12 protein-coding genes are annotated in these 22108 nt (G+C 70.3%); 9 read left to right on the top strand and 3 right to left on the bottom strand.

Going from position 1 to position 22108, the window contains the following annotated elements; translation table 11 throughout:
• The first annotated feature begins 78 nt into the window (after positions 1-78).
• Positions 79-2076, top strand: coding sequence for an aa3-type cytochrome oxidase subunit I (ctaD, locus tag ACQEUR_RS17405; RefSeq protein ID WP_433031901.1), 1998 nt, complete (start codon positions 79-81; stop codon positions 2074-2076).
• A 91-nt stretch (positions 2077-2167) separates the two neighbouring features.
• On the opposite strand, the gene ACQEUR_RS17410 is transcribed toward ctaD, so the two are convergent.
• The gene (locus ACQEUR_RS17410) at positions 2168-3445 is read right to left on the bottom strand and encodes a glycoside hydrolase family 16 protein (RefSeq protein WP_433031904.1); all 1278 of its coding nucleotides are present in this window, start codon (positions 3443-3445) and stop codon (positions 2168-2170) included.
• Between the two features lie 421 nt (positions 3446-3866).
• Between ACQEUR_RS17410 and ACQEUR_RS17415 the strand changes: the two genes are divergently transcribed.
• The 4 genes from ACQEUR_RS17415 (at position 3867) to ACQEUR_RS17430 (ending at position 12878) form a co-directional block, all read left to right on the top strand.
• Positions 3867-7154 (top strand): DUF2961 domain-containing protein, encoded by a 3288-nt coding sequence (locus ACQEUR_RS17415; RefSeq protein WP_433031907.1) that lies wholly within the window; start codon positions 3867-3869, stop codon positions 7152-7154.
• Between the two features lie 91 nt (positions 7155-7245).
• Complete coding sequence (locus ACQEUR_RS17420) at positions 7246-8766, top strand: FG-GAP repeat domain-containing protein (protein ID WP_433031910.1); 1521 nt, start codon at positions 7246-7248, stop codon at positions 8764-8766.
• Between the two features lie 29 nt (positions 8767-8795).
• The gene (locus tag ACQEUR_RS17425; RefSeq protein WP_433031913.1) at positions 8796-10895 is read left to right on the top strand and encodes an N-acetylmuramoyl-L-alanine amidase; all 2100 of its coding nucleotides are present in this window, start codon (positions 8796-8798) and stop codon (positions 10893-10895) included.
• A 30-nt stretch (positions 10896-10925) separates the two neighbouring features.
• The gene (locus tag ACQEUR_RS17430; protein WP_433031916.1) at positions 10926-12878 is read left to right on the top strand and encodes an FG-GAP-like repeat-containing protein; all 1953 of its coding nucleotides are present in this window, start codon (positions 10926-10928) and stop codon (positions 12876-12878) included.
• Between the two features lie 48 nt (positions 12879-12926).
• Here the strand turns inward: ACQEUR_RS17430 and ACQEUR_RS17435 are convergent, their stop codons facing one another.
• Positions 12927-13589: an acetoacetate decarboxylase family protein gene (locus tag ACQEUR_RS17435; protein ID WP_433031919.1), complete on the bottom strand. Its 663-nt coding sequence runs from the start codon at positions 13587-13589 to the stop codon at positions 12927-12929.
• A 184-nt stretch (positions 13590-13773) separates the two neighbouring features.
• Between ACQEUR_RS17435 and ACQEUR_RS17440 the strand changes: the two genes are divergently transcribed.
• From ACQEUR_RS17440 to ACQEUR_RS17455, 4 genes are all read left to right on the top strand, one after another.
• Entirely contained in the window at positions 13774-18066 is a 4293-nt protein-coding gene (locus tag ACQEUR_RS17440) for a GH92 family glycosyl hydrolase (protein WP_433031922.1), read from the top strand.
• A gap of 140 nt (positions 18067-18206) precedes the next feature.
• Positions 18207-18791 carry a hypothetical protein gene (locus tag ACQEUR_RS17445; RefSeq protein ID WP_433031925.1) on the top strand — a complete coding sequence of 195 codons (585 nt, stop codon included), beginning with the start codon at positions 18207-18209 and terminating at the stop codon, positions 18789-18791.
• An 83-nt stretch (positions 18792-18874) separates the two neighbouring features.
• Positions 18875-19456: a GNAT family N-acetyltransferase gene (locus ACQEUR_RS17450; RefSeq protein ID WP_433031928.1), complete on the top strand. Its 582-nt coding sequence runs from the start codon at positions 18875-18877 to the stop codon at positions 19454-19456.
• Positions 19457-19659: 203 nt separating this feature from the next.
• Positions 19660-20832 (top strand): hypothetical protein, encoded by a 1173-nt coding sequence (locus ACQEUR_RS17455; RefSeq protein WP_433031931.1) that lies wholly within the window; start codon positions 19660-19662, stop codon positions 20830-20832.
• Positions 20833-20905: 73 nt separating this feature from the next.
• Here ACQEUR_RS17455 and ACQEUR_RS17460 read toward each other — a convergent pair whose 3' ends face one another.
• Positions 20906-22105, bottom strand: coding sequence for a cupin domain-containing protein (locus tag ACQEUR_RS17460; protein ID WP_433031934.1), 1200 nt, complete (start codon positions 22103-22105; stop codon positions 20906-20908).
• Positions 22106-22108: the final 3 nt, after the last annotated feature.

The raw sequence follows: 22108 nt of genomic DNA on the forward strand, positions 1-22108 counted from the left end.
TTCCGCGCCGTCCTCCAGCCCACCGCCTGACCTGGGTCGGGCTCTGGCCGGTTTCGTTGATGGGTGGGGTTGACGGGGATGCGGAAACGGGTCACGACGGAGCCGGGACGAGGTCGGGGTGGCGTGATTCTGGCCCCGGGCCCGACGGGTGGGTATCCGGGGCCGGTGCGGAGGATCGTTCGGGGTAGTGCGCTGATCCGTTTGTTGGCGACCACTGATGCGAAGCAGATCGGGTTGTTGTATCTGACGACGTCGTTCGGGTTCTTCGTGGTGGCCGGGGTGATGGCGTTGTTGGTCCGGGCGGAGTTGGGTCGTCCGGGGTTGCAGTTCCTGTCCCCGGAGCAGTACAACCAGTTGTTCACCGCGCACGGCACGATCATGATGTTGCTGTTCGCCACACCGTTGGCGTTCGCGTTCGGCAACTTCGTGGTGCCGTTGCAGATCGGCGCCCCGGACGTGGCGTTTCCCCGGCTCAACGCGCTGGCGTACTGGCTGTACCTGTTCGGCGGTTCGCTGGTGGTCGCGGGTTTCTTCACCCCCGGCGGGTCGGCCGACTACGGCTGGACCGCGTACACGCCACTGAGCCGTTCGGAACACTCCCCCGGGATCGGCCCGGACTTCTGGATCATCGGTCTGGTCATCTCCGGACTCGGCACCATCCTCGGCGCGGTCAACCTGATCACCACCATCCTGACCCTACGGGCACCGGGCATGACCATGTTCCGGATGCCGATCTTCACCTGGAACATGCTCTTCACCGCCCTGCTCGTCGTCCTGGTCTTCCCCCTGCTGGCCGCCACCCTGCTGGCCCTCTACGCCGACCGGATCATCGGCGCCCACATCTTCGACCCCCACAACAACGGACCACTGCTGTGGCAACACCTGTTCTGGTTCTTCGGCCACCCCGAGGTCTACATCGTCGCCCTACCCTTCTTCGGCATCATCACCGAAATCATCCCCGTCTTCTCCCGCAAACCCATCTTCGGCTACAAAGGCCTCGTCTTCGCCACCATCGCCATCACCATCCTGTCCATGACCGTCTGGGCCCACCACATGTTCGGCACCGGCCAGGTCCTCCTCCCCTTCTTCTCCATCCTCAGCTACCTCATCGCCGTACCCACCGGAGTCAAATTCTTCAACTGGATCGGCACCATGTGGAAAGGACAACTCACCTTCGAAACACCCATGCTCTTCTCCATCGGCTTCCTCGTCACCTTCCTCTTCGGCGGCCTCACCGGCGTCCTCCTCGCCAGCCCACCCGTCGACTTCCACACCCACGACACCTACTTCGTCGTCGGCCACTTCCACTACGTCCTCTTCGGCACCATCGTCTTCGCCGCCTTCGCCGGCGTCTACTTCTGGTTCCCCAAAATGACCGGCCGCCTCCTCGACGAACGCTGGGGCAAAATCCACTTCTGGACCATGTTCACCGGCTTCCACACCACCTTCCTCGTCCACCACTGGCTCGGCAACGAAGGCATGCCCCGCCGCTACGCCGACTACCAACCCACCGACGGCTTCACCACCCTGCACACCATCTCCACCATCGGCTCCTTCATCCTCGGCGCCTCCACCCTCTTCTTCATCTACAACATCTGGAAATCCTGGCGCTACGGCACCACCGTCACCGTCGACGACCCCTGGGGCTTCAGCAACTCCCTCGAATGGGCCACCACCTGCCCACCACCACTACGCAACTTCAACCACATGCCCCGCATCCGCTCCGAACGCCCCGCCTTCGACGCCAAATACGGCCCCCTCGTCGCCGACCTCGGCCGCGACCTCCCACAACGAGCGACCAAACCACCCCAGCACCTGCGCGACGAACTCCATCCCGAGCATCCGGCCCCGGAGCCGGTCGGCACGGACGGCGCGGTCGGCGCCGAGGCGGCCGTCGCCCACCATCCGCCGGCGTCCTCCGGTGCCCGTCAGATCGAGGTACCCGAACCCGACACCACCCGGCGACCCAGCTTCGGCCACACCCACGAGGCCGACGAGGACCCGCTCGACGCCGAGCGCGGCCAGCTGAGCCCGAAGCAGTGGCGACAGCCCGAGGGCGACGAGGAACGGGAGTAGGGGCCCCCGCCGCGCGGGTACGGGAAGCACCGTCGCCCGGCAGGGAGGAGTTCCCCTGCCGGGCGACCGGTGTCCGGACCTGCCGAAGAGATCAGGTACTCACGCCGGGAATGGCGTAGACCCGGGTCCAGTCGATCTCGTAGATGGCGCTCTGCATGCCGCTGCCGAAGAAGTTGTCCAGTTGGATCGTCTGGTGCATCGACGGTGCGCACTGGATGCACTGGCGGACCGAGTTCGCCCCGCCGCTGAAGCTGAACCACTGCACCCCGTCGACGAAGCCCCGGACGTGGTTGGGGGTCCACTCGACCGCGATGTTGTGCCACTGCGTCTGGTCGACGCCGCACCTCTGGGCGAACTCCTGCTGTACCGGGGCGTTCGCGTTGTGCGGGTAGTGGATGAACGCCTCGACGCACTGCTCGCCGGGCGCGCTGTTCTCCAGGTAGTCGTACTCACCGTCCTGGGGCCACCGGTCGGAGTCCGGCCAGAGGATCAGCAACGGGTGGTACTGGCGTCCGTTGTTCGCGCTCGTGGCCTGGGACCGGACCCGGGCCTCCCAGCGGCCGTACCGCTGGCCGAAGTTCGACGCCAACCAGCCGGAGTCGCCGTTGGTCTCCCCGGTCTGGCGCAGCACGCCACCGACGACCCGGGTGTTCTTGTCACAGCGCCGGCCGTTGTCCGAGTGTCCGGGCCAGCACTGGTTCGGGCTACCGCCGGCCAGTGACCACTTGGCCTGGTCCGGCACCGCCGGGCTGCTGGCGGAGCCGTAGTTGAACTCGTCGGATCCGGCGGCGAGCGGTGTTCCCCAGCCGAACCGCGCGGCGGCGGTGTCGCCCTCACCCGTCGGCGGCGGCGGATCGCCACCATCGTCACCGGACAGCAGGCGGTAGTCGCAGCCGCGGCCGGTCCACGTGTTCGCCGGGGCGCTGGCCTCCACGTCGGAGAGGACGTTGGCCCGCACCGCACCCGCGGGTGCGGTGACGGTGTGCCGCAGCGTGGTCGAGGCGCCCGCCCCGACCGGTACGGTGATCCACGGGCCGTCGACGTGCCCGAGGAATCCGGAGTTGTTCCCGGCCGGGGTGGAGTACCAGTCGACCTCGACCCGGGCCCGGGCGGTCGCGCCGGCCGTGGCCTCCACCGTGGCGTCGAACTGGAAGCTCCACTGCTGGCCGCCGGAGACCGCCTGTTGGGGGAGATAGAAGCTCTGCTCGGTGCTGCCGGTGGCGGCCTGTCGGTAGTAGTCCGTCCCCGGTGCGGCCTGTCCGCCCCGCAGCGGTCCCCACTGGCCGATGTCGGACGGGCAGGTGTTCGGCGCCGCAGCGGCCGACGCCGCAGCTGGGGCGTAAGCGACGGCGGCGAGCGTCAGCGCCACAGCATTTACCAAGCGCAGGGGGCCGCGCCAACGATTTTTCATGTCACTCCCTTGCTGACCGGACGACCTTCGCCTCGCGACGCAGTGTCACCACCTCCGAGCGGTCGATGGTGATCGATGGCCGCTTCCGGCCACCACCCGCGGCGAGCCGGAAAACTCCTATTCGGACGGTCGGGCGCGCCGGTCGACACAAAGCCGCAGCGTGCGGGGGCGGTGACGCCGGGTGGTGTCCGGTACGGGCGTGTCGCGGCGGGTCGCCGGCGGCGGTGCCGAGCGGGTTTGGCAAGAATTGCCGAAACTCGATCTCTTGACGTAAGAAACCAACGGGCTCAACACTTGCTTCGCGGACGTACCGCGCACCCGGGCACGGTCGCTCACCCCCCTCGTCAACGCAGGCCAGTGATCAGAAGGTGGCGCTTCCATGCGAAAACTCAGGTGGCCCCTGCTCGCCCTCCTCACCGGCGTCGTGGTGGCCCTGGCCGGTACGACCGGTGCCCGCCCCGCCGACGCGACCACCCCGGACGACCCGCCGGCCGCCGTGGCGGCGAGCCCCGGGGCGGTCGGCTGGGACGCCTACCGGCGGCTCGACCTGCTGCCCGACCTCGCGTCCGGCTCGCAGACCCGGCAGTTCTCCAGCTTCAGCCGCACCGGCAGCAACGACGACGGGTTCAGCGGCCGGAACTCCTGCCTGCGCACCGACGGCCCCGGCTGCGTGCTGGCCGAGGAGCGCGGCGCCGGGGAGATCTCCTCGATCTGGTTCACCCGGGACGAGGGCAACGTCTCCGCCACCGGAAACATCCGCATCGTGCTCGACGGCGTGACCGTACTGAACGCCAGGCTGCAGAGCGTGGTCAACGGCGAGCTCGGGGCGCCGTTCGTCTGGCCGCTGGTGACCACCGCGGACCAGACGTCGGGTGGGGTGACGATCAAGGTGCCGATGCCCTACCGGGAGTCGATGCTGGTCACCACCACGAACAATCCGCTCTTCTACCACGTCGTGCACCGCAGGTTCGTCGACGCGTCCGGGGTCAGCCGGTTCAACCCCGCCGACCCGGCCAACGACGTGGTGAGCAGGCTCCGCTCGGCGGGCCGGACGGACCCGAAGCCCGCCCAGCCGGGCGCCACCACCACGACCGCGACGGTGTCGCCGGCCGCCGGCGGTACGGCCACCCTGGCCACGCTGACCGGCCCGGCCGCGATCAGCGCACTACGGATCAGGGTGCCCGACGCGGCCGCCACCGAGGCCACGCTGAACGGCCTCCGCATCCGGATGACCTTCGACGGACGGGCCACCGTCGACTCCCCGCTGGGCGAGTTCTTCGGCGCCGGGCTGGGAGAACGGGACGTCCGGGCGCTGATGTTCGGGATGGATCCGGCGCCCGGCGGCTGGTACAGCGCCTGGTGGATGATGCCGTTCGCGTCCTCGGCGACGGTCTCCCTGGCCAACACCACCGGCGCCACCGTCTCGGGCGTCCAGGCGGAGGTCGTGCACGCCGCGGACGCCAGGTGGGCGACCGAGCTCGGCCCGGCGGGCGATGCCGGGTACTTCACCACGCAGTCCCGCAGTGGCGCCACCGTCCAGGGCCGGGACTGGGTGCTGGCCGACCAGCCGGGCCGGGGCCGCTTCCTCGGCGTCACCCAGGTGGTCCGCAACGAGACGGCCGGTGGCAACGAGCGCGGCTACCTGGAGGGCGACGAGCGGCTGTACACCGACGGGTCGCTGAGCCCGCTGTGGCACGGCACGGGTAGTGAGGACTACTACGAGTCCGGCTGGTACTTCAACCGCGGCGAGTACACCGGGCTCTTCACCGGGGACACCGGTCACCGGGTCCGCACCGCGACCTGTGTCGTCGAATGCGACTCCATGTACCGCCTCCAGATCGGCGACGCGGTCTCCTACACCTCCGGCTTCCGGCTGAGCATCGAGCACGGGCCACAGAACGACATCCCGGTCCGGGAGAGTTCGACCGCGTTTCTCTACACCAGGCCCGACGTGGCCAGCCGGTCGACCGACACGCTGACGGTCGGCGACCCGGCCGACCGTTCCGCGCACGGCTACACCGAGTCCGCGGCGGCCAGCCAGTATTCCCTGACGGCGGTGTACGAGGGCGACGACGACCACGACACCGTGACCGGCGCGGTGCGCGCCACCACCGGGGCGGTCACGTTCCGGATGGCGGTCGACCCGGGCAACCAGGGCGTGTTGTTGCGGCGCACCAGCGACCAGAACAGCTCCCACCAGTCCGCGGTGGTCACCGTGGACGGCGCCGCGGCGGGCACCTGGGTCCAGCCGCTGGGCAACCCCACCCAGCGCTGGCTGGACGAGGAGTTCGCCCTGCCGCCGGCGCTCACCACCGGAAAATCCTCGATCACCGTACGGCTCGCCCCGGTGGCCGGGACCCCGTCGTGGACGGCGGCGCGCTACACCGCGTTGAACCTCGTCGCCCCGTTCGCCGACCGGACCGCGCCGGAGGGGGTCGACGGGGTGACCGTGGGCACCGGCCGGACGCACGCGATCCCGCTGACCTGGTCCCCGGTGGACGACAACGTCGGCGTCGCGGCGTACCGGGTGTACGCCTCCACCGACGCGTCGGTGCCGGTCACCGCGGCCAACCTGGTCGGCACCAGCACCAGCCCGGGCTTCCGGCACGGGCCGCTGCGCGCGGGCACCACCCGGCACTACCGGGTGGTCGCGGTCGACCGCAGCGGCAACGCCGGCCCCGCCTCGCCGGTGGTTAGCGCGACGACCCAGGGCCGGAACACCAGCGACGTCAACGGCGACGACCGGGACGACGCCGTGCTCTTCACCCAGGGCGAGGCCGCCGACGTCTACACGGCGCAGTCCACCGGCTCCGCGTTCGGCCCCAGGACGAAGGCGCACGAGTTCTTCTCCACCAACGGCGAGGTGCCGCTGACCGGCGACGTCACCGGCGACGGTCGCGCGGACATCATCACGTTCACCCGGGGCACCGCCGCCGACGTGTACGTCGCGCCGGGCACCGCCGCAGGGTTCGGCCCGTCGGCGAAGTGGCACGACTTCTTCGCCGTCGGCGACGAGTACCCGGAGGTCGGTGACGTCAACGGCGACGGGCTGACCGACATCATCACCTTCACCCGTGGCGCCGCCGGTGACGTCTTCGTGGCGCTCTCCACCGGCAGCGGGTTCGGGCCGGGCGTCAAGTGGCAGGACAACTTCGCCTACGGCACGGAACGGCCCGCCGTGGGTGACTTCGACGGCGACGGCCGGGACGACATCGCGACCTTCACCGGTGGCGGGGTGGCCGACGTGTTCGTCTCGCTCTCCAACGGGGTCGCGTTCGTCCAGGAGGGGTGGGTGTGGAACGGCAACTTCGCGGTCGGCACCGAGCTCGCCGGCGCCGCCGACGTGAACGGCGACGGGCGTGACGACGTGGTGACCTTCACCCGGGGCAGTGCCGGCGACGTCTTCGTGTCGCTCTCCGATGGCGGCAGGTTCGTGCAGAACGCGTGGAAGTGGCATGACTTCTTCGCCATCGATGTCGAGGCGCCCGGCCTGGCCGACGTCAACGGCGACGGACTGGCCGACATCCTCGCCTTCACCAGGGGCGCTCCCGACCAGTCGGACGTCTGGGTGGCCACCTCCACGGCATCCGCGTTCGGTCCGTCGGTCAAGTGGCACGACGGGTTCGGTTCGCTGGCCGAGGTGCCCCGGCCCAGCCTGGTCCGCTGAGGCGGCGCGCCGTCCGGGCAACAGGTCCCACCCGCGCAGCCGGTCCCACTCCCCGTAACCGATCTCACCCCCGTAACCGATCGGAGTCGTGATGAGCACCGTTGAACTGCTGAGACGCACGTCCGCCCGGACCCCCCGACTCGCCCTACTGGGGCTGGCGGTGCTGCTCGGCGGCGTCCTGCCGGCGGCCCCGGCCGGGGCCGCCGACCCGCCGGGCCCGCCGCCCGGGGACCACGTCCCGCTGTCGGTGCAGCCACTGGCCTGCCCCAGCATCCCGGCGAACCACGACCCCAACGTGATCCGGGTCGTCTACGAGGTGGGCCTGAGCCGCCGCGTCTCGGACAAGGTCATGCTGGCCGCGTTCGAGGCCGGTTGGGTCGAGTCCCACATGAACAACCTGCCGTGCGGGGACAAGGACTCGCTCGGTGTCTTCCAGCAGCGCCCCAGCCAGGGCTGGGGTACGCCGGCACAGATCATGGACGTCTCGTACGCGACCACCCAGTTCCTCATCCAGGCGCAGGCCAACGAGCCGCGGTTCCCGCAGTACACGGCCGGCCAGCTGGCGCAGAGCGTGCAGCGCTCCTGCTGCCCGGACCGGTACGACCAGGCGGAGTCACGGGCCCGGGCGATGATCGAGGAGGCCCGCGGGATGGTGCGCCCGGGACAGGGCGTCTTCACCGGTTCGCCGGCTGATTTCAACGGCGATGGTATGGACGACGTGGTGGCGTTCACGCATGGTGCGTCGGCGGATGTGTTTGTGGCGTTGTCGACGGGGACCGGTTTTTCTGGTGGGGCGAAGTGGCATGACTTTTTCGCGTTGCCGGGGGAGACGCCGTTGACGGGTGATTTCAATGGCGATGGTATGGATGACATCGTGACGTTTACGCAGGGGACGTCGGGTGATGTGTTTGTGGCGTTGTCGTCGGGGAGTGGTTTTGGTGCGGGGGTGAAGTGGAATGATTTCTTTTCGTTGGCGGGGGAGGTGCCGGCGGTTGGGGATGTGAATGGTGATGGGTTGGATGATGTGGTGACGTTCACTCGTAACGCGTCGGCGGATGTGTTTGTGGCGTTGTCGACGGGGACGGGTTTTGCTGGTGGGGCGAAGTGGAATGATTTCTTCGCGTTGGCTGGTGAGTATCCGGGTCTGGGTGATGTGAACGGTGATGGTAAGGCCGATATTGTGGCGTTCACGCAGGGTCCGGCGGCGGATGTGTTCGTGGGGTTGTCGTCGGGGACGGGTTTTGCTGGTGGGGTGAAGTGGCATGACTGGTTCGCGACGCCGGGGGAGTCGCCGCGGATTGGTGATTTCAATGGTGATGGGGCGGCGGATGTCGCGACGTTCACGGTGAACGCGGCGGCGGATGTGTTCGTGGCGTTGTCGGATCGGCAGGGGAGTTTTGTCGGGTCGACTGCGAAGTGGAACGACTTTTTCGGGTTGGCTGGTGAGTTCCCGTACACGGGGGATTTCAACGGTGATGGTATGGACGACGCGGTGATCTTTACGCGTAACGCGTCGGCTGACGTGTTCACCGCGTTGTCGACCGGTACCGGTTTCCAGGGCGGCGCGAAATGGCAGGACTTCTTCGGCCTCGCCGGCGAGACGACCCTCTGACCCGACACATCCACCAGGAGATGGTGTTCATGAACGGCAAGAGATCGTGCCTGTCAGTCCTCACGGCGGCCGCCCTCGCGATCGTCGCCACCCCCGTGCTCGCCGCCGCCCCCGCGCACGCCCGGCCGCAGGTCGAGGTCGGCGAGCTGAACTCCGCGTTCGCGCGGGCCGCGACCGAGTTCGACGTACCGCGTGACCTGATCGTCGCGGTCGGATACGGCGAGACGCACCTCGACGGGCACCGGGGCGCACCCAGCCAGGACAACGGCTACGGCGTGATGCACCTGGTCAGCAACCCGGTCCGGCGCACCCTCGAACTCGCGTCGAAGCTCACCGGCGAGACGACCGAGGCGCTGCGAACCCGGAACGCGGCCAACGTCCGGGGCGGTGCGGCCGTACTCCGGTCACTGGCGGACGCGGCCGGCCTCTCGGCGGCCGAGCGGGACCGGATCGGCGCCTGGTACCCGGTGGTCGCCGGGTACGGCGGTGCCACCGACGACAGCGTGGCCCGGATGTACGCCGACACCGTGTACGAGCTGCTCGGCTCCGGCCTGCAGACCCGGACCCCGGACGGGGAACGGGTCGACGTGCCGGCACGGGCCGGGCGACCCGAACGCGGCCGGTACGAGCGGGCACGGCCGCTGGGCGAGCCGGGCGGCCTGCGGCCGGGGAGCGAGCCGGGCGGCGTCACCGCCCAGGGGTTGGACTACCCGGACTCCCGGTGGGTGCCCGCCAGCCCGAGCAACTACAACACCGGGCGGTCCGCGGCGATCAACCAGATCATCGTCCACGTGACCCAGGGCTCCTACGCCGGCACCATCAGCTGGTTCCAGAACCCGGCGTCCCAGGTCAGCGCGCACTATGTGATCCGCTCCTCGGACGGCGAGGTCACCCAGATGGTCCGGGACGGCGACACCGCCTTCCACGTCCGGTCGGCGAACTCCCGCACCATCGGCCTGGAGCACGAGGGGTTCGTGGACAACCCGTCCTGGTTCACCGACTCGATGTACCGCTCGTCCGCCGCGCTCACCCGCTGGCTCTGCGACCGGCACGGGCTGCCCAAGACGCGGCAGGCCATCGTGGGACACAACGAGGTGCCGGGCAACGACCACACCGACCCGGGCCGGCACTGGAACTGGACGTACTACATGCAGCTGGTGACCGCTGGCGGAAGCGGGCCGGCCGGGGTGTACACCGGTTCGCCGGCTGATTTCAACGGCGATGGTATGGACGACGTGGTGGCGTTCACGCATGGTGCGTCGGCGGATGTGTTTGTGGCGTTGTCGACGGGGACCGGTTTTCTTGGTGGGGCGAAGTGGCATGACTTTTTCGCGTTGCCGGGGGAGACGCCGTTGACGGGTGATTTCAATGGCGATGGTATGGATGACATCGTGACGTTTACGCAGGGGACGTCGGGTGATGTGTTTGTGGCGTTGTCGTCGGGGAGTGGTTTTGGTGCGGGGGTGAAGTGGAATGATTTCTTTTCGTTGGCGGGGGAGGTGCCGGCGGTTGGGGATGTGAATGGTGATGGGTTGGATGATGTGGTGACGTTCACTCGTAACGCGTCGGCGGATGTGTTTGTGGCGTTGTCGACGGGGACGGGTTTTGCTGGTGGGGCGAAGTGGAATGATTTCTTCGCGTTGGCTGGTGAGTATCCGGGTCTGGGTGATGTGAACGGTGATGGTAAGGCCGATATTGTGGCGTTCACGCAGGGTCCGGCGGCGGATGTGTTCGTGGGGTTGTCGTCGGGGACGGGTTTTGCTGGTGGGGTGAAGTGGCATGACTGGTTCGCGACGCCGGGGGAGTCGCCGCGGATTGGTGATTTCAATGGTGATGGGGCGGCGGATGTCGCGACGTTCACGGTGAACGCGGCGGCGGATGTGTTCGTGGCGTTGTCGGATCGGCAGGGGAGTTTTGTCGGGTCGACTGCGAAGTGGAACGACTTTTTCGGGTTGGCTGGTGAGTTCCCGTACACGGGGGATTTCAACGGTGATGGTATGGACGACGCGGTGATCTTCACGCGTAACGCGTCGGCTGACGTGTTCACCGCGTTGTCGACCGGTACCGGTTTCCAGGGCGGCGCGAAATGGCAGGACTTCTTCGGCCTCGCCGGCGAGACGACCCTCTGACCCGACACATCCACCAGGGAGAAGATCACCATGAGAGGTAGCAGATTCCGCCTGGCGGCACTCGCGACGGCCGTCCTCACCGCGCTCGGCACCATCGCCGGACCGGCCCAGGCCGGACCGGTCGCGGCCACCCCGGCCGCCGTACCGGCCGTGGCGGCACCGCCGTCGATCGCCGCGGCCCGGCCGCCGACGGTCTCCGCCGGCTCGTTCATCCGGGTCTACGACCCGTCGGTCGGAGAGTCCCGGCCGTGGTACTACAACGACCACACCCTGGTTCGGGACGTGGTGACCGGGACCTGGCACGTCTACGCGATCACCCACGCCGAACCGGCCAACCCCATCGACGAGAAGCACTTCGGACACGCCACGGCCCCGTCGCCGGGCGGTCCGTGGACCAAGCAGCCGTTCGCGCTCAGCGCCGACCCGGCCGCCGGCGAGGACCACATCTGGGCCCCGCACGTCATCCACGACAGCGGTCGCTACTACATGTTCTACGCCGCGGGGACACCGGACCACGCCGCGTACCGGATGCACCTCGCCACCTCGACCGACCTGGTCCACTGGACCCGCAGCGCCGCCAACCCGCTCTTCACCGACGGCTGGGACGGCCGGGATCCGATGGTCACCAGGGTCAGCGGGCAGTGGGTGATGTACTACACCGCGAACAGCACCCCGCAGGGGGGCAACCACCAGGTGGCCTACCGCACGAGCACCGACCTGGAGCACTGGAGCGCCAAGCAGGTGGCGTTCCACCACCCCGCGGTCGGCACCGGCGGCGGGCCGACCGAGTCGCCGTTCGTGGTGTTCCGCAACGGCTGGTGGTACCTGGCCGTGTGCTGCGAGTCCGGCTACAAGGACACCCGGGTCTACCGCAGCCGGGACCCGTTCCGGTTCTCCGTGGCGGACCTGGCCGGCCGGATCGACGCGCACGCCGCCGAGATCGTGACCGAGCCGAACGGGACCACCTGGGTCACCGGCGCCGGCTGGGGCATGGGCGGCCTCTGGGTCGCACCGTTGCGCTGGGAGTCGACGTTCGCCGGGGTGTTCACCGGATCGGACGCCGACTTCAACGGCGACGGCCGGGACGACGTGGTCACGTTCACCCAGGGCCCGCTGGCGGACGTCTACGTCGCGCTCTCCACCGGGACAGGATTCGCCGGCACCACCCAGAAGTGGCAGGACTTCTTCTCGCTGGACGGCGAGACGCCACTGACCGGCGACTTCAACGGCGACGGCCTGGACGACATCGTCACCTTCACCCAGGGGACCTCCGCCGACGTCTTCGTCGGACTCTCGACCGGGTCCGGGTTCCTGGGCGGCGCGAAGTGGCAGGACTTCTTCTCCCTCGACGGCGAGGTGCCGGCCGTCGGCGACGTCAACGGCGACGGCAAGGACGACATCGTCACCTTCACCCGCAACGGCCTGGGCGACGTCTTCGTTGCGCTGTCCACCGGCACCGGGTTCACCGGATCGTCGAAGTGGCAGGACTTCTTCGGCCTGGCCGGGGAGAGTCCGGGCGTCGCGGACGTGAACGGGGACGGCAGGGACGACATCGTCGCGTTCACCCAGGGCGGCAGCGCCGACGTCTTCGTGGGGCTCTCGACGGGCTCCGGCTTCCTGGGCGGCGCGAAGTGGCACGAGGCCTTCGGGATCGGCCTGGAGGCGCCGAGACTGGGCGACTTCAACGGCGACGGCGCCGCGGACATCGCGACCTTCACCAACGACAACACCGGTGACGTCTGGGTGGCGTTGTCCGACCGGCAGGGTGGGTTCGTCAACGCCGGCAAGTGGCACGACTTCTTCGCCCCGCTCGGCGAGTTCCCGTACGTGGGGGACTTCAACGGGGACGGCCGGACCGACGCCACCACCTTCACCCACCTGCCCAGCGCCGACGTCTACACGGCGCTCTCCACCGGCACCAGCTTCGGTCCCGGGCTGAAGTGGCACGACTACTTCGGCCTGCCGGGAGAGATCACCCTCTGATCGCGGCCGCCCGGGTGGTTCGTCGTCGCACGGCGACGAGCCACCCGGCTACGGCCGTCCGGCGGCGGCACCGGCGGACCCGAAGACCAGCCGGAAGTCGCGCAGCGTGAGGGTGAACAGCGGTCGCCGGCCGGCGAGGTAGCCCAGTGGCCCGGCCGGATCGACATCCCAGCCGGCGGAGCCGACCCCGACGCCCGCCCGACACCGCACCGGGGTGGTACGGACCCGCGCGCCGAGCAGTTGCGCCACCGAGAACCGCAGCGGCCATCGCCCCGGCAGCCGTCGCCCGGCCCTGACCACAGCCCGCGCGATCGGTCCGGACCCGGTACCCGCCGAGGCGGCGAGTTCGCCGGCTCCGTCGCGGTCCGCCGTCCCGCCGATCTCCAGCGCGGCCAACTCCTTGGGAATGCCCCACAGCTCCCGGCCGCCGTCGCGGGAGGTCGGGCTGTCCACCCAGATGCCGGTGATGCTCACCCGCGGGCGGGCGCCGTCGCGGACCAGCACCGCGCAGAGCAGCTCGCGGTAGTGCAGCACCCCGCCGGGCTCGTACACCACCCAGGCCGTGCCGATCAGGCCGCGACCGCCGAGCGTCACCGGCCGTACGACGCGCGCCAGCTCCCCCGGCAGCGGCGGCAGATCCCGGCGGGGCACCGACCAGACCGACACGTACATCTGCCCCCGCAGGTGCCACGGCTCCGGTGGATAGCTCATCGATCCTCCCTGCTCGCCGGGGACTCCCGTCGCCTCCAGCATGACCCAGCAAGCCGGCGCGGGGATGCCGACGCGTCGAGCCGGCCCGCTGCCGGCTTGACAACGTTGTCGCCGGACCGAACGCTGGCGTGATCTCCATCCGGTGTGCCGTCCCACACCTGACCAACCCCCATGGGAGATCCTCATGAAGCTGTCCAGACACACCCTCCCGGTGGCGCTCGTCGTCGCGATCGGCCTGGCGGTGCCCGTCGGAGAGATCCCGGCCCGGGCCGCACCGGCGGGCGGCACCGAGTTCCAGTCCTCGCTGGAGCCCGGCGACCCCCAACCGAACTGGACCAACACCGCCGAGGTCGACCCCACCGGCCGGAAGAAGACGTCCGGCGTGACCGGCAGCCCGGCGAGCGGGATCCCGGGCAACGTCGCCGACCGCGCGACCGAGGTCACCGGCAGCGGCGAGAACCCGCCGAACGAGACCGCGCAGCGCGCCGTGGACCAGAACATCAGCACGAAGTGGCTGGTCTTCGCGTCGACCGGCTGGATCCGGGTACGCCTCGACGAGCCCGTCGCGGTGGTGCACTACGCGCTCACCTCGGCCAACGACGCGCCGGAGCGGGACCCACGGAGCTGGACGTTGCAGGGCTCCACCGACGGGGAGAGCTGGACGACCCTGGACACCCGCAGCGGGCAGGAGTTCGCCGAGCGCTTCCAGACCCGGGAGTACCGCCTCGACAACACCACGACGTACGGGTACTACCGGCTGAACATCACCGCGGTGGGCAGTGGCGGCACCCTCCAACTCGCCGAGCTGCAACTCTCCGACGGCGACACCACGCCACCACCGGTCACCGACATGCGCAGCTTCGTCAGCGGCGGCCCGGTCAACGGGCCCACGATGAAGCCGAACGCCGGCTGGACCGGGCGCAACGCGCTCCAGTACTCCGGCGGGCAGACCGTCGACGGTCGCGGGTACGCGTACAACCAGGTCTTCGACGTGGACCTCGGCATCACCCCCGACACCGAGCTGTCGTACGCGATCTTCCCCGAGCTGAGCGGGCAGGACCTGGACTACCCGAGCACGTACGCGGCGGTGGACCTGGCCTTCGACGACGGCACCTACCTCAGCGACCTCGGCGCCGTCGACCAGTACGGATTCGGGCTGAGCCCGCAGGCGCAGGGGGTGTCCAAGTCGCTCTACGCCGACCAGTGGAACCTCAAGCGGTCCCGCGTCGGCGCGGTCGCAGCCGGCAAGCGGGCGGTACGGATCCTGGTGGGCTACGACAGCGGCACCGGCACCGGCGTCTTCAACGGCTGGGTGGACGACATCCGGGTCACCGCGAACCCGGCCCGCCCGAACCGGGTCCGGCCCTCCGACTACGTGCTCACCACCCGGGGAACGAACTCCACCGGCGGCTTCTCCCGGGGCAACAACATCCCGGCGACCGCCGTGCCGCACGGATTCAACTTCTGGACCCCGATGACCAACGCCGGTTCGACCGACTGGCTCTACGACTACCAGCGCGCCAACAACGCCGACAACCGTCCCACGCTCCAGGCGTTCACGGTCAGCCACGAGCCGAGCCCCTGGATGGGGGACCGGCAGACCTTCCAGGTGATGCCCTCGGTGGCGCAGGGCGTGCCGGACGCCAACCGGACCGCCCGGGCGCTGCCGTTCCAGCACGGCAACGAGACTGCTCGGGCGCACTACTACGGGGTGCGCTTCGACAACGGGCTCGTCACGGAGATCGCGCCGACCGACCACGCGGCGATGTTCCGGTTCACCTTCCCCGGCGACCGGGGCAACCTGATCTTCGACAACGTCAACAACAACGGAGGCCTCACCCTCGGCGACAACGGTGAGATCAGCGGCTACACCGATGTCCGCAGCGGGCTCTCCAACGGCGCCACCCGGATGTTCGTCCACGCCGTGGCGGACCGCCCGGTGGTGGCCAGCGGGCGGCTCACCGGCGGCGGCGGGGCCAACGTCACCGGCTACCTCGGTTTCGACACCAGCGACTCCCGGCAGGTGCACCTGCGGATCGCCACCTCGCTGATCTCGGTCGAGCAGGCCCGCCGCAACCTGGCCAACGAGATCGGCCGGAACGACACCTTCGACGTGGTCCGCGAGCGGGCGCAGCGGCTCTGGGACGACAAGCTGCGGGTGGTCGAGGTCGAGGGCGCCACCGAGGACCAGTTGGTCACCCTCTACTCGAACCTCTACCGGCTCTTCCTGTACCCGAACTCGGCGCACGAGAACGTCGGCACCCCCGAGGCGCCGCACTGGAGGCACGCCGTGCAGTCCTCCACCTCGTCGTCGATCCCGGTCGGTTCCACCCCGACCGAGACCGGGGCCGAGGTGGTCGACGGGAAGGTGTACGTCAACAACGGCTTCTGGGACACCTACCGCACCACCTGGTCGGCGTACACGCTGTTCAGCCCCGGTATGGCCGGCGAGCTGGTGGACGGGTTCGTGCAGCAGTACCGCGACGGCGGCTGGGTGTCGCGCTGGTCGGCGCCGGGGTACGCGAACCTGATGACCGGCACCAGCTCGGACGTCGCGTTCGCCGACGCGTACGTCAAGGGGGTGCGCAACTTCGACGCGAAGGCCGCGTACCAGGCGGCGGTGCGCAACGCGACGGTGGCGCCGCCCGGGGCGAACCCCGACAACACCAGCGTCGGGCGCAAGGGACTCCAGACCTCGATCTTCGCCGGGTACACCTCGTCGGCGGTCTCCGAGGGGGTCTCCTGGGCCCTGGAGGGCTACGTCAACGACTTCGGCATCGCCAACATGGCCACCGCGCTGGCGGCCGACCCGGCGACGCCGGAGGCCGAGCGGGCCGGCTACCGCTCCGACGCCGAGTACTTCCGGAACCGGGCACAGAACTACGTGCACATGTTCGACCCGGACGTCGAGTTCTTCCAGGGCCGCGACGCCGCCGGCAGGTGGAAGTCCGACCCGGACGAGTACGACCCGCGGGTCTGGGGCCACGAGCACGACTACACCGAGACCAACGGCTGGAACTTCGCGTTCCACGTACCGCACGACGGGCAGGGGCTGGCCAACCTGTACGGCGGGCGGGACGCCCTCGCGGAGAAGCTGGACGAGTTCTTCGCCACGCCGGAGACCGCCCGGTTCCCCGGCTCGTACAACGGGACGATCCACGAGATGATCGAGGCGCGGGACGTCCGGATGGGCATGTGGGGCTTCAGCAACCAGGTGTCGCACCACATCCCCTGGATGTACACCTACGCGGGACAGCCGGCGAAGACCCAGGCGAAGGTCCGGGAGGTGCTGTCCCGGATGTACCTCGGCAGCGAGATCGGCCAGGGCTACGCCGGCGACGAGGACAACGGCGAGACCTCGGCCTGGTACCTGTTCAGCGCGCTGGGCCTCTACCCGCTCCAGGTGGGCAGCCCGGACTACGTGATCGGGTCGCCGCTGTTCCGCAAGGCGACCGTGCACCTGGAGAACGGCCGGGACATCGTGGTCAACGCGCCGGACAACAGTGCCGGCAACGTCTACGTGCAGAGGCTGCGGGTCGACGGCGTGCCGTACGACCGGACCTCGATCTCGCACGGCGAACTCGCCGACGGTGCGGTACTGGATTTCCAGCTGGGCGCCGCACCGTCGAGCTGGGGCACCGGCGCGGCGAGCGTACCGGCGTCGCTGACTCCGCCCGGCGCGCCCGCCCGGCCGCTGGCCGACATCGCGGTCCGGGGCGGACCGGCGGCACTGACCGACGACACCTCGGCCACCGAGGCCACGCTGGACGGGGCGGTCACCTGGTCCGTCACCGGCACCCCGGAGAAGGTCACCCACTACACGCTCACCTCCGGGGCGGAGCCGGGCGACCCCCGGGGCTGGCAGTTGGCCGGCTCCTACGACGGCCGGCAGTGGACGGTCATCGACAGCCGGGCGGACCAGACGTTCCGCTGGCGGTCGCAGACCCGGTCGTTCGACGTCGAGCGGCCCGGCCGGTACGCGCACTACCGGCTGACGCCGGCGGAGTCCGACACGCCGGTGGCGCTTGCCGAGGTCGAGCTGTTGGCCAACCCGTCGCCGGACTGCACCTCGACGGTCACCGGCCGCCGCAACGGTCCGCTGACCGTCTCGTCCGGGGTGGTCTGCCTGACCGGGGCGACGATCAGGGGACCGGTCGTGGTGCAGGCCGGTGCCGCGCTCTACGTCGACGGCGGGAGCATCGCCGGCCCGGTGTCGGCCAGCGGCGCCAGCGCCGTCGTCCTGCGGAACGTCGAGGTCGGCGGCCGGGTCCTGGTGACCGGGACCGCCGGCGAGGTCGGCGTCGAGCGGGCCCGCGTCGGCGGCCCGGTGACCCTCACCGGCAATGCCGGGCCGCTGGTCTCGGCGACGACGGTCGGCGGGCCGCTCGCCTGCGCCGCCAACGACCCGGCCCCGGTCGGCAACGGCCTGGCCAACACGGTGCGGGGCCCGGCCAGCGGGCAGTGCGCCGGGCTGTGACCGTACGGGACGGCTGACCGCAGCGCGGGGCGTCCGGCGACCGGCCGGGCGCCCCGCGCCGCCTCGATCCGCTGCGACCGGCGCCGGTCCGGCCACCGGCGTGCGTTGCGATCCCGCCGCACAGCGATACGGTGACTCTCATGCCAGCAGCCAGTGCGCTGACCGATCAACTCGAGGGTTGGGGGACGGCGGGTGCCGCCGTGGTCGCCATGGCGGCACTGCTCGCCGGCGTCGCCGCGTACCGCACCCAGTCCGCGCAGTTGCGGCTCCAGCAGGAGCAGATCGACGCGCAGGCCGAGGTGCTGGCGCTTCAGGTGGCGGAGCTGCGGGCCGCCATCCAGGACCGTAAACGGCAGGAGTGGGAGCGTCAGCGCGCCCAGGCGGTCCAGGTCTACATCGTCGAGGAGCTACGCGAGGAGGTCGCCGAACGGGGGCGCCCGAGCAGACGCCTCGTCGCCACCGTACGCAACGCCAGCCCGCTGCCGATCCACGATCCGACGATGATCTGGCATGAGGGTGCCGCGGAGGTGACCGGGATCCTGCCGCCGTACCTCGCACCCGGCGCCGCCGCCAGCCACGAGTACATCGGGGTCGACGGTGAGTCCGCCGACCCGCCGTCCGGGGTGTCGGCGACCGCCCGGTTCCGGGACGCCGCGGGATCGTGGTGGGAGATTTCCCCGCACGGCAGCCCCCAGCCCCTCCCCGCACCGCCGGAGTCGGCCTGACCACCGGGCGCGCTCCTCATCCGGTCGGGACGACCGGCGACCCGGCGGCGCCGACGAGGGCCGGGACGACCGCGGCCGGCCCGGTGCGGCCGGAGGCGGACGCCGGGACACCGGCGGCTCCGGCGGTCGAGCTGCGCCGGCACGCCGGTGCCGAGGCGGCCGGCCTGGCCGACGACCTGGCGGACCTCTACCAGGATGCCCGTGCCGAGCCGCTGTTCGACGGCCCGCTCTGGACCCGGGAGGCGTTCCTGCGACGGCTCCGCCAGCAGCTCGTCCGGCCGGGCTTCACCCTGGTCACGGCGCACCTGGGCGGTCCGATGGTGGGTATCGCGTTCGGGTTGCCGTTCCCGGCCGGCCGGTGGTGGGCCGGAGAGTCCACCCCGCCGCCGGCGGAGGTGCTCGCCGCCGCGCGGTTCGCGGTGGTCGACCTGGACGTGCGGTCGGCCTGCCGCAACCGGGGCATCGGGCGGGCGCTGCTGGACGAACTCCTGGCGGGCCGGCCGGAGCGGTACGCCATGCTCTCCACCATGCCGCACTCGCCGGCCCGGCTGATGTACCAGCGGTGGGGATGGCGGCAGGTCGCCGTGTCCCGCCCTCCGGGTGGCCCGTTGATGCACACCCTGGTACTGCCCCTTCCGGTCGGATCCGGGTGGACCCGCCCGTGACCTCGGCCGGCGCCGCCCTCCGCACCCCGACGGGTTCGCCGTAGGGGTCCGTTCGGGCAAGGCTGGTGGCCCGCCGACGCATCGAACGACTACCATCTGTTACGGGAACGACAACCGTGATCATTCCTTGACCGTTGCCGTCCGGCCGTACCGGGGGCGGGTGGGCGGGCCGGTCCTCCACCGGGATGTCGGCGAGGTGGCAGATGGACCAGAACGAGGCGGCCCCGCAGGGTGCGGCACCCGATGCTGTCGTACCGGCCCTCGGGTTTCCGCCGGATTTCCCCGTCGAGATCGAACCTGAGCCGGACGGTGGGCTGGACCGCCGGGCCCTGCTGCAGTCCAGCGTCATCCTGTTAGGGGGCGAGGTCTCGGCTCGGGCCCTGCAACCCGTGCCCGGCCTGCCGCTCAGGGTGGCCGAGACACTGGAGCAGAACCGGGTCACGCCGGCCGTGCTGGAGACGATCCAGTTGGCGGTCGGTTACTACTCGCAGACCTTCGACCAGCACGACTTCGACGAGCTGCACGGCGCGTTGAGCGAGCACCTCGAAACGGTCCTGACCCTGCTGCGTGGGCCGGCCACATTCCGGCAACGCGGCGAACTCTGCCTGTACGGTGCACGGCTGTCGGGCATGCTCGCGCTGCTCACCCACATGCAGGGCAAGCTCGCCGAGTGTCTGAGCCACTACCGGAACGCGTACCTGCTCTCGGAGGAGATCGGCGACCGGGCCTTCATGTCCTGGGTCATGGCCGAGCGCGCCGCCGTCGCCTGGTCGGTCGGCAACGCCCGTGCGGTGCGGCAGCTGACGGAGAGCTTCGTCGACGGTACGCGCGGGGCCAACCGCGCCAACATGGTGAGCAACCTCGCCCAGGCGGCGGCGCGTACCAACGACCGGGCGCTGTCCCTGCGCATGATCGCCGAGGCGGAGGCCGCCGCCGAGACGATCCCGTCGGGGCAGAACTCCGACCTGCCGGGCACCCCGATCTGGGGATTCTCCCCGAGCAGCACGATCACGAACACCGCGATCGGCTGGCTCAACCTGGAGGAGCCCCAACGTGCGCTGGAGGCGGCCCAGCGCAGTGTCGTACTCCTCGGAGAGCACGCGATCCACCGGCACGTGGCGCACTCGAAGATCATCATGGCGACCGCGCACGTCAACCTCGGCGAGCCGGGGGAGGGGTGCCGGCTGGCCAGCGAGGTGATCCTCAGCGCTCCGCAGGACGTCTACATCGTCTCGCGGCAGTCCACGGATCTGCTGCGCGCGCTGCACAGCTACCGGGGCACCCCGGAGGTCCGGCAGCTGCGCGACGTCATCGCGCACTACGAGAACCGGTTCGAGCGGGCCGGGCGCCGCGCTCCGGACGGCGCCGCCGGGTGACCCCGCACGGGCCGGCGCGGCCGGTGAGGCCGCTCGGGTCGGTGCCGCCGCCGGGTGACCCCTCGCGCCCGCGTCAGCCGGCGGCCGACGGCACCCAGTGCAGGAGACCGGCGGCGTGCAGGTCCTCGAGCAGGATCCGCAGATCCTCCCGGTCGAGCGTGCCGTCATGTCGTCCGGAGAGTTCGCCGATGGAGAGCGCGTCGCCGGAGAGCAGGTCCTGGAGCAGCCCGGTGACCGCGTCGTCGAAGACCCACCGCCGGCCGTCGGCGTGCAGGCGTACGGCTCCCGGAGCCGACTCGATCGAGGCCCGGGGGGCGGCGAAGCGGACCAGGACGTCGTCGCCGGCCGGAAGGATCGCCGGCGTGGCGGCGGCCGGGAACCCGAACCGTTGCCGGGCCCGGGCCTGGAGATCCCGGTACTGGAGGAACGACCGCAGCAGGTCCGGGTTCCAGATCTTCGTGATCGTGCCCAGCAGCCCGTCCATGTAGGCGGCCTGTTCCTCGGGGCTGCCCAGGATGGGGATGTCCCGGCGGAACGACGTGTCGCCGAGGAGCTGTTCGGTCATCCACTCCAGCAGGTCGGTGCCGCAGGCGGGCGCGACGCCGAGGGTCACGTGCATCGCCGGGGGCTCGGTCGTCTCGACGCTGTGCCACCAGCCGCGCGGGAAGTAGAGGAGGTCGCCGGGCCGCATCACCTCGTCGATGATCACCTTTTCCGGCGGTCTGGCCCGGACGACGACGTCGCGCAGCAGCGGCGCCTCCCGGGTCGGCTCGTAGATCCGCCAGCGCTTCGCGCCGTGCAGCTGCAACACGAACGTGTCGACCTGGTCGATGTGGGCGGCGAAGGCCGGCTCGGTGGTGCCGCTGAAGTAGGCGCAGGCGCCCACCTGGGAGCGCAGCAGCCGTTCGAGGTCCGCCGCGACCCGTTGCAACGGATCGGAGAGTTCGTCGACCGCGTCGACGATCAGGGTGGCACCCTGCCGGACCAGGTCGGTCAGCGGGGCGACCAGCACCCGGGGGGCCGTCCGTCCCTCACCGACCGACACGCGCTCGGTGTAGCGCTCCGGTGGGACCGCCGCACTCTCCCGGACCAGGCGGAGCCGGGGGAACTCCAGCCGGTGCTGGCCGAGCGCCCGGTTCAGGTCTTCCCAGGAGAACAGGCCGGCGAAGCGGTCCCGGGCGCCGGGCAGAAACAGCGGTCGCTGGTGAAAGATCCCGCTGAGGAAGTCGGCCTCGGTCGTCGGTGCGATCAGCTCGGGAAGTCCAAGCGACATCGC

Source organism: Plantactinospora sp. CA-290183 (assembly GCF_050936375.1).
Taxonomy (GTDB): Bacteria; Actinomycetota; Actinomycetes; order Mycobacteriales; family Micromonosporaceae; genus Plantactinospora.

Bases quoted from the DNA above. Each gene is read 5' to 3' on its own strand.
- ACQEUR_RS17430 (WP_433031916.1), top strand. From the start codon at position 10,926: ATGAGAGGTAGCAGATTCCGCCTGGCGGCACTCGCGACGGCCGTCCTC.
- ACQEUR_RS17420 (WP_433031910.1), top strand. From the start codon at position 7,246: ATGAGCACCGTTGAACTGCTGAGACGCACGTCCGCCCGGACCCCCCGA.
- ACQEUR_RS17445 (WP_433031925.1), top strand. From the start codon at position 18,207: ATGCCAGCAGCCAGTGCGCTGACCGATCAACTCGAGGGTTGGGGGACG.
- ACQEUR_RS17440 (WP_433031922.1), top strand. From the start codon at position 13,774: ATGAAGCTGTCCAGACACACCCTCCCGGTGGCGCTCGTCGTCGCGATC.
- ACQEUR_RS17460 (WP_433031934.1), bottom strand. From the start codon at position 22,105: ATGTCGCTTGGACTTCCCGAGCTGATCGCACCGACGACCGAGGCCGAC.
- ACQEUR_RS17455 (WP_433031931.1), top strand. From the start codon at position 19,660: ATGGACCAGAACGAGGCGGCCCCGCAGGGTGCGGCACCCGATGCTGTC.
- ACQEUR_RS17415 (WP_433031907.1), top strand. From the start codon at position 3,867: ATGCGAAAACTCAGGTGGCCCCTGCTCGCCCTCCTCACCGGCGTCGTG.
- ACQEUR_RS17425 (WP_433031913.1), top strand. From the start codon at position 8,796: ATGAACGGCAAGAGATCGTGCCTGTCAGTCCTCACGGCGGCCGCCCTC.
- ctaD (WP_433031901.1), top strand. From the start codon at position 79: ATGCGGAAACGGGTCACGACGGAGCCGGGACGAGGTCGGGGTGGCGTG.
- ACQEUR_RS17435 (WP_433031919.1), bottom strand. From the start codon at position 13,589: ATGAGCTATCCACCGGAGCCGTGGCACCTGCGGGGGCAGATGTACGTG.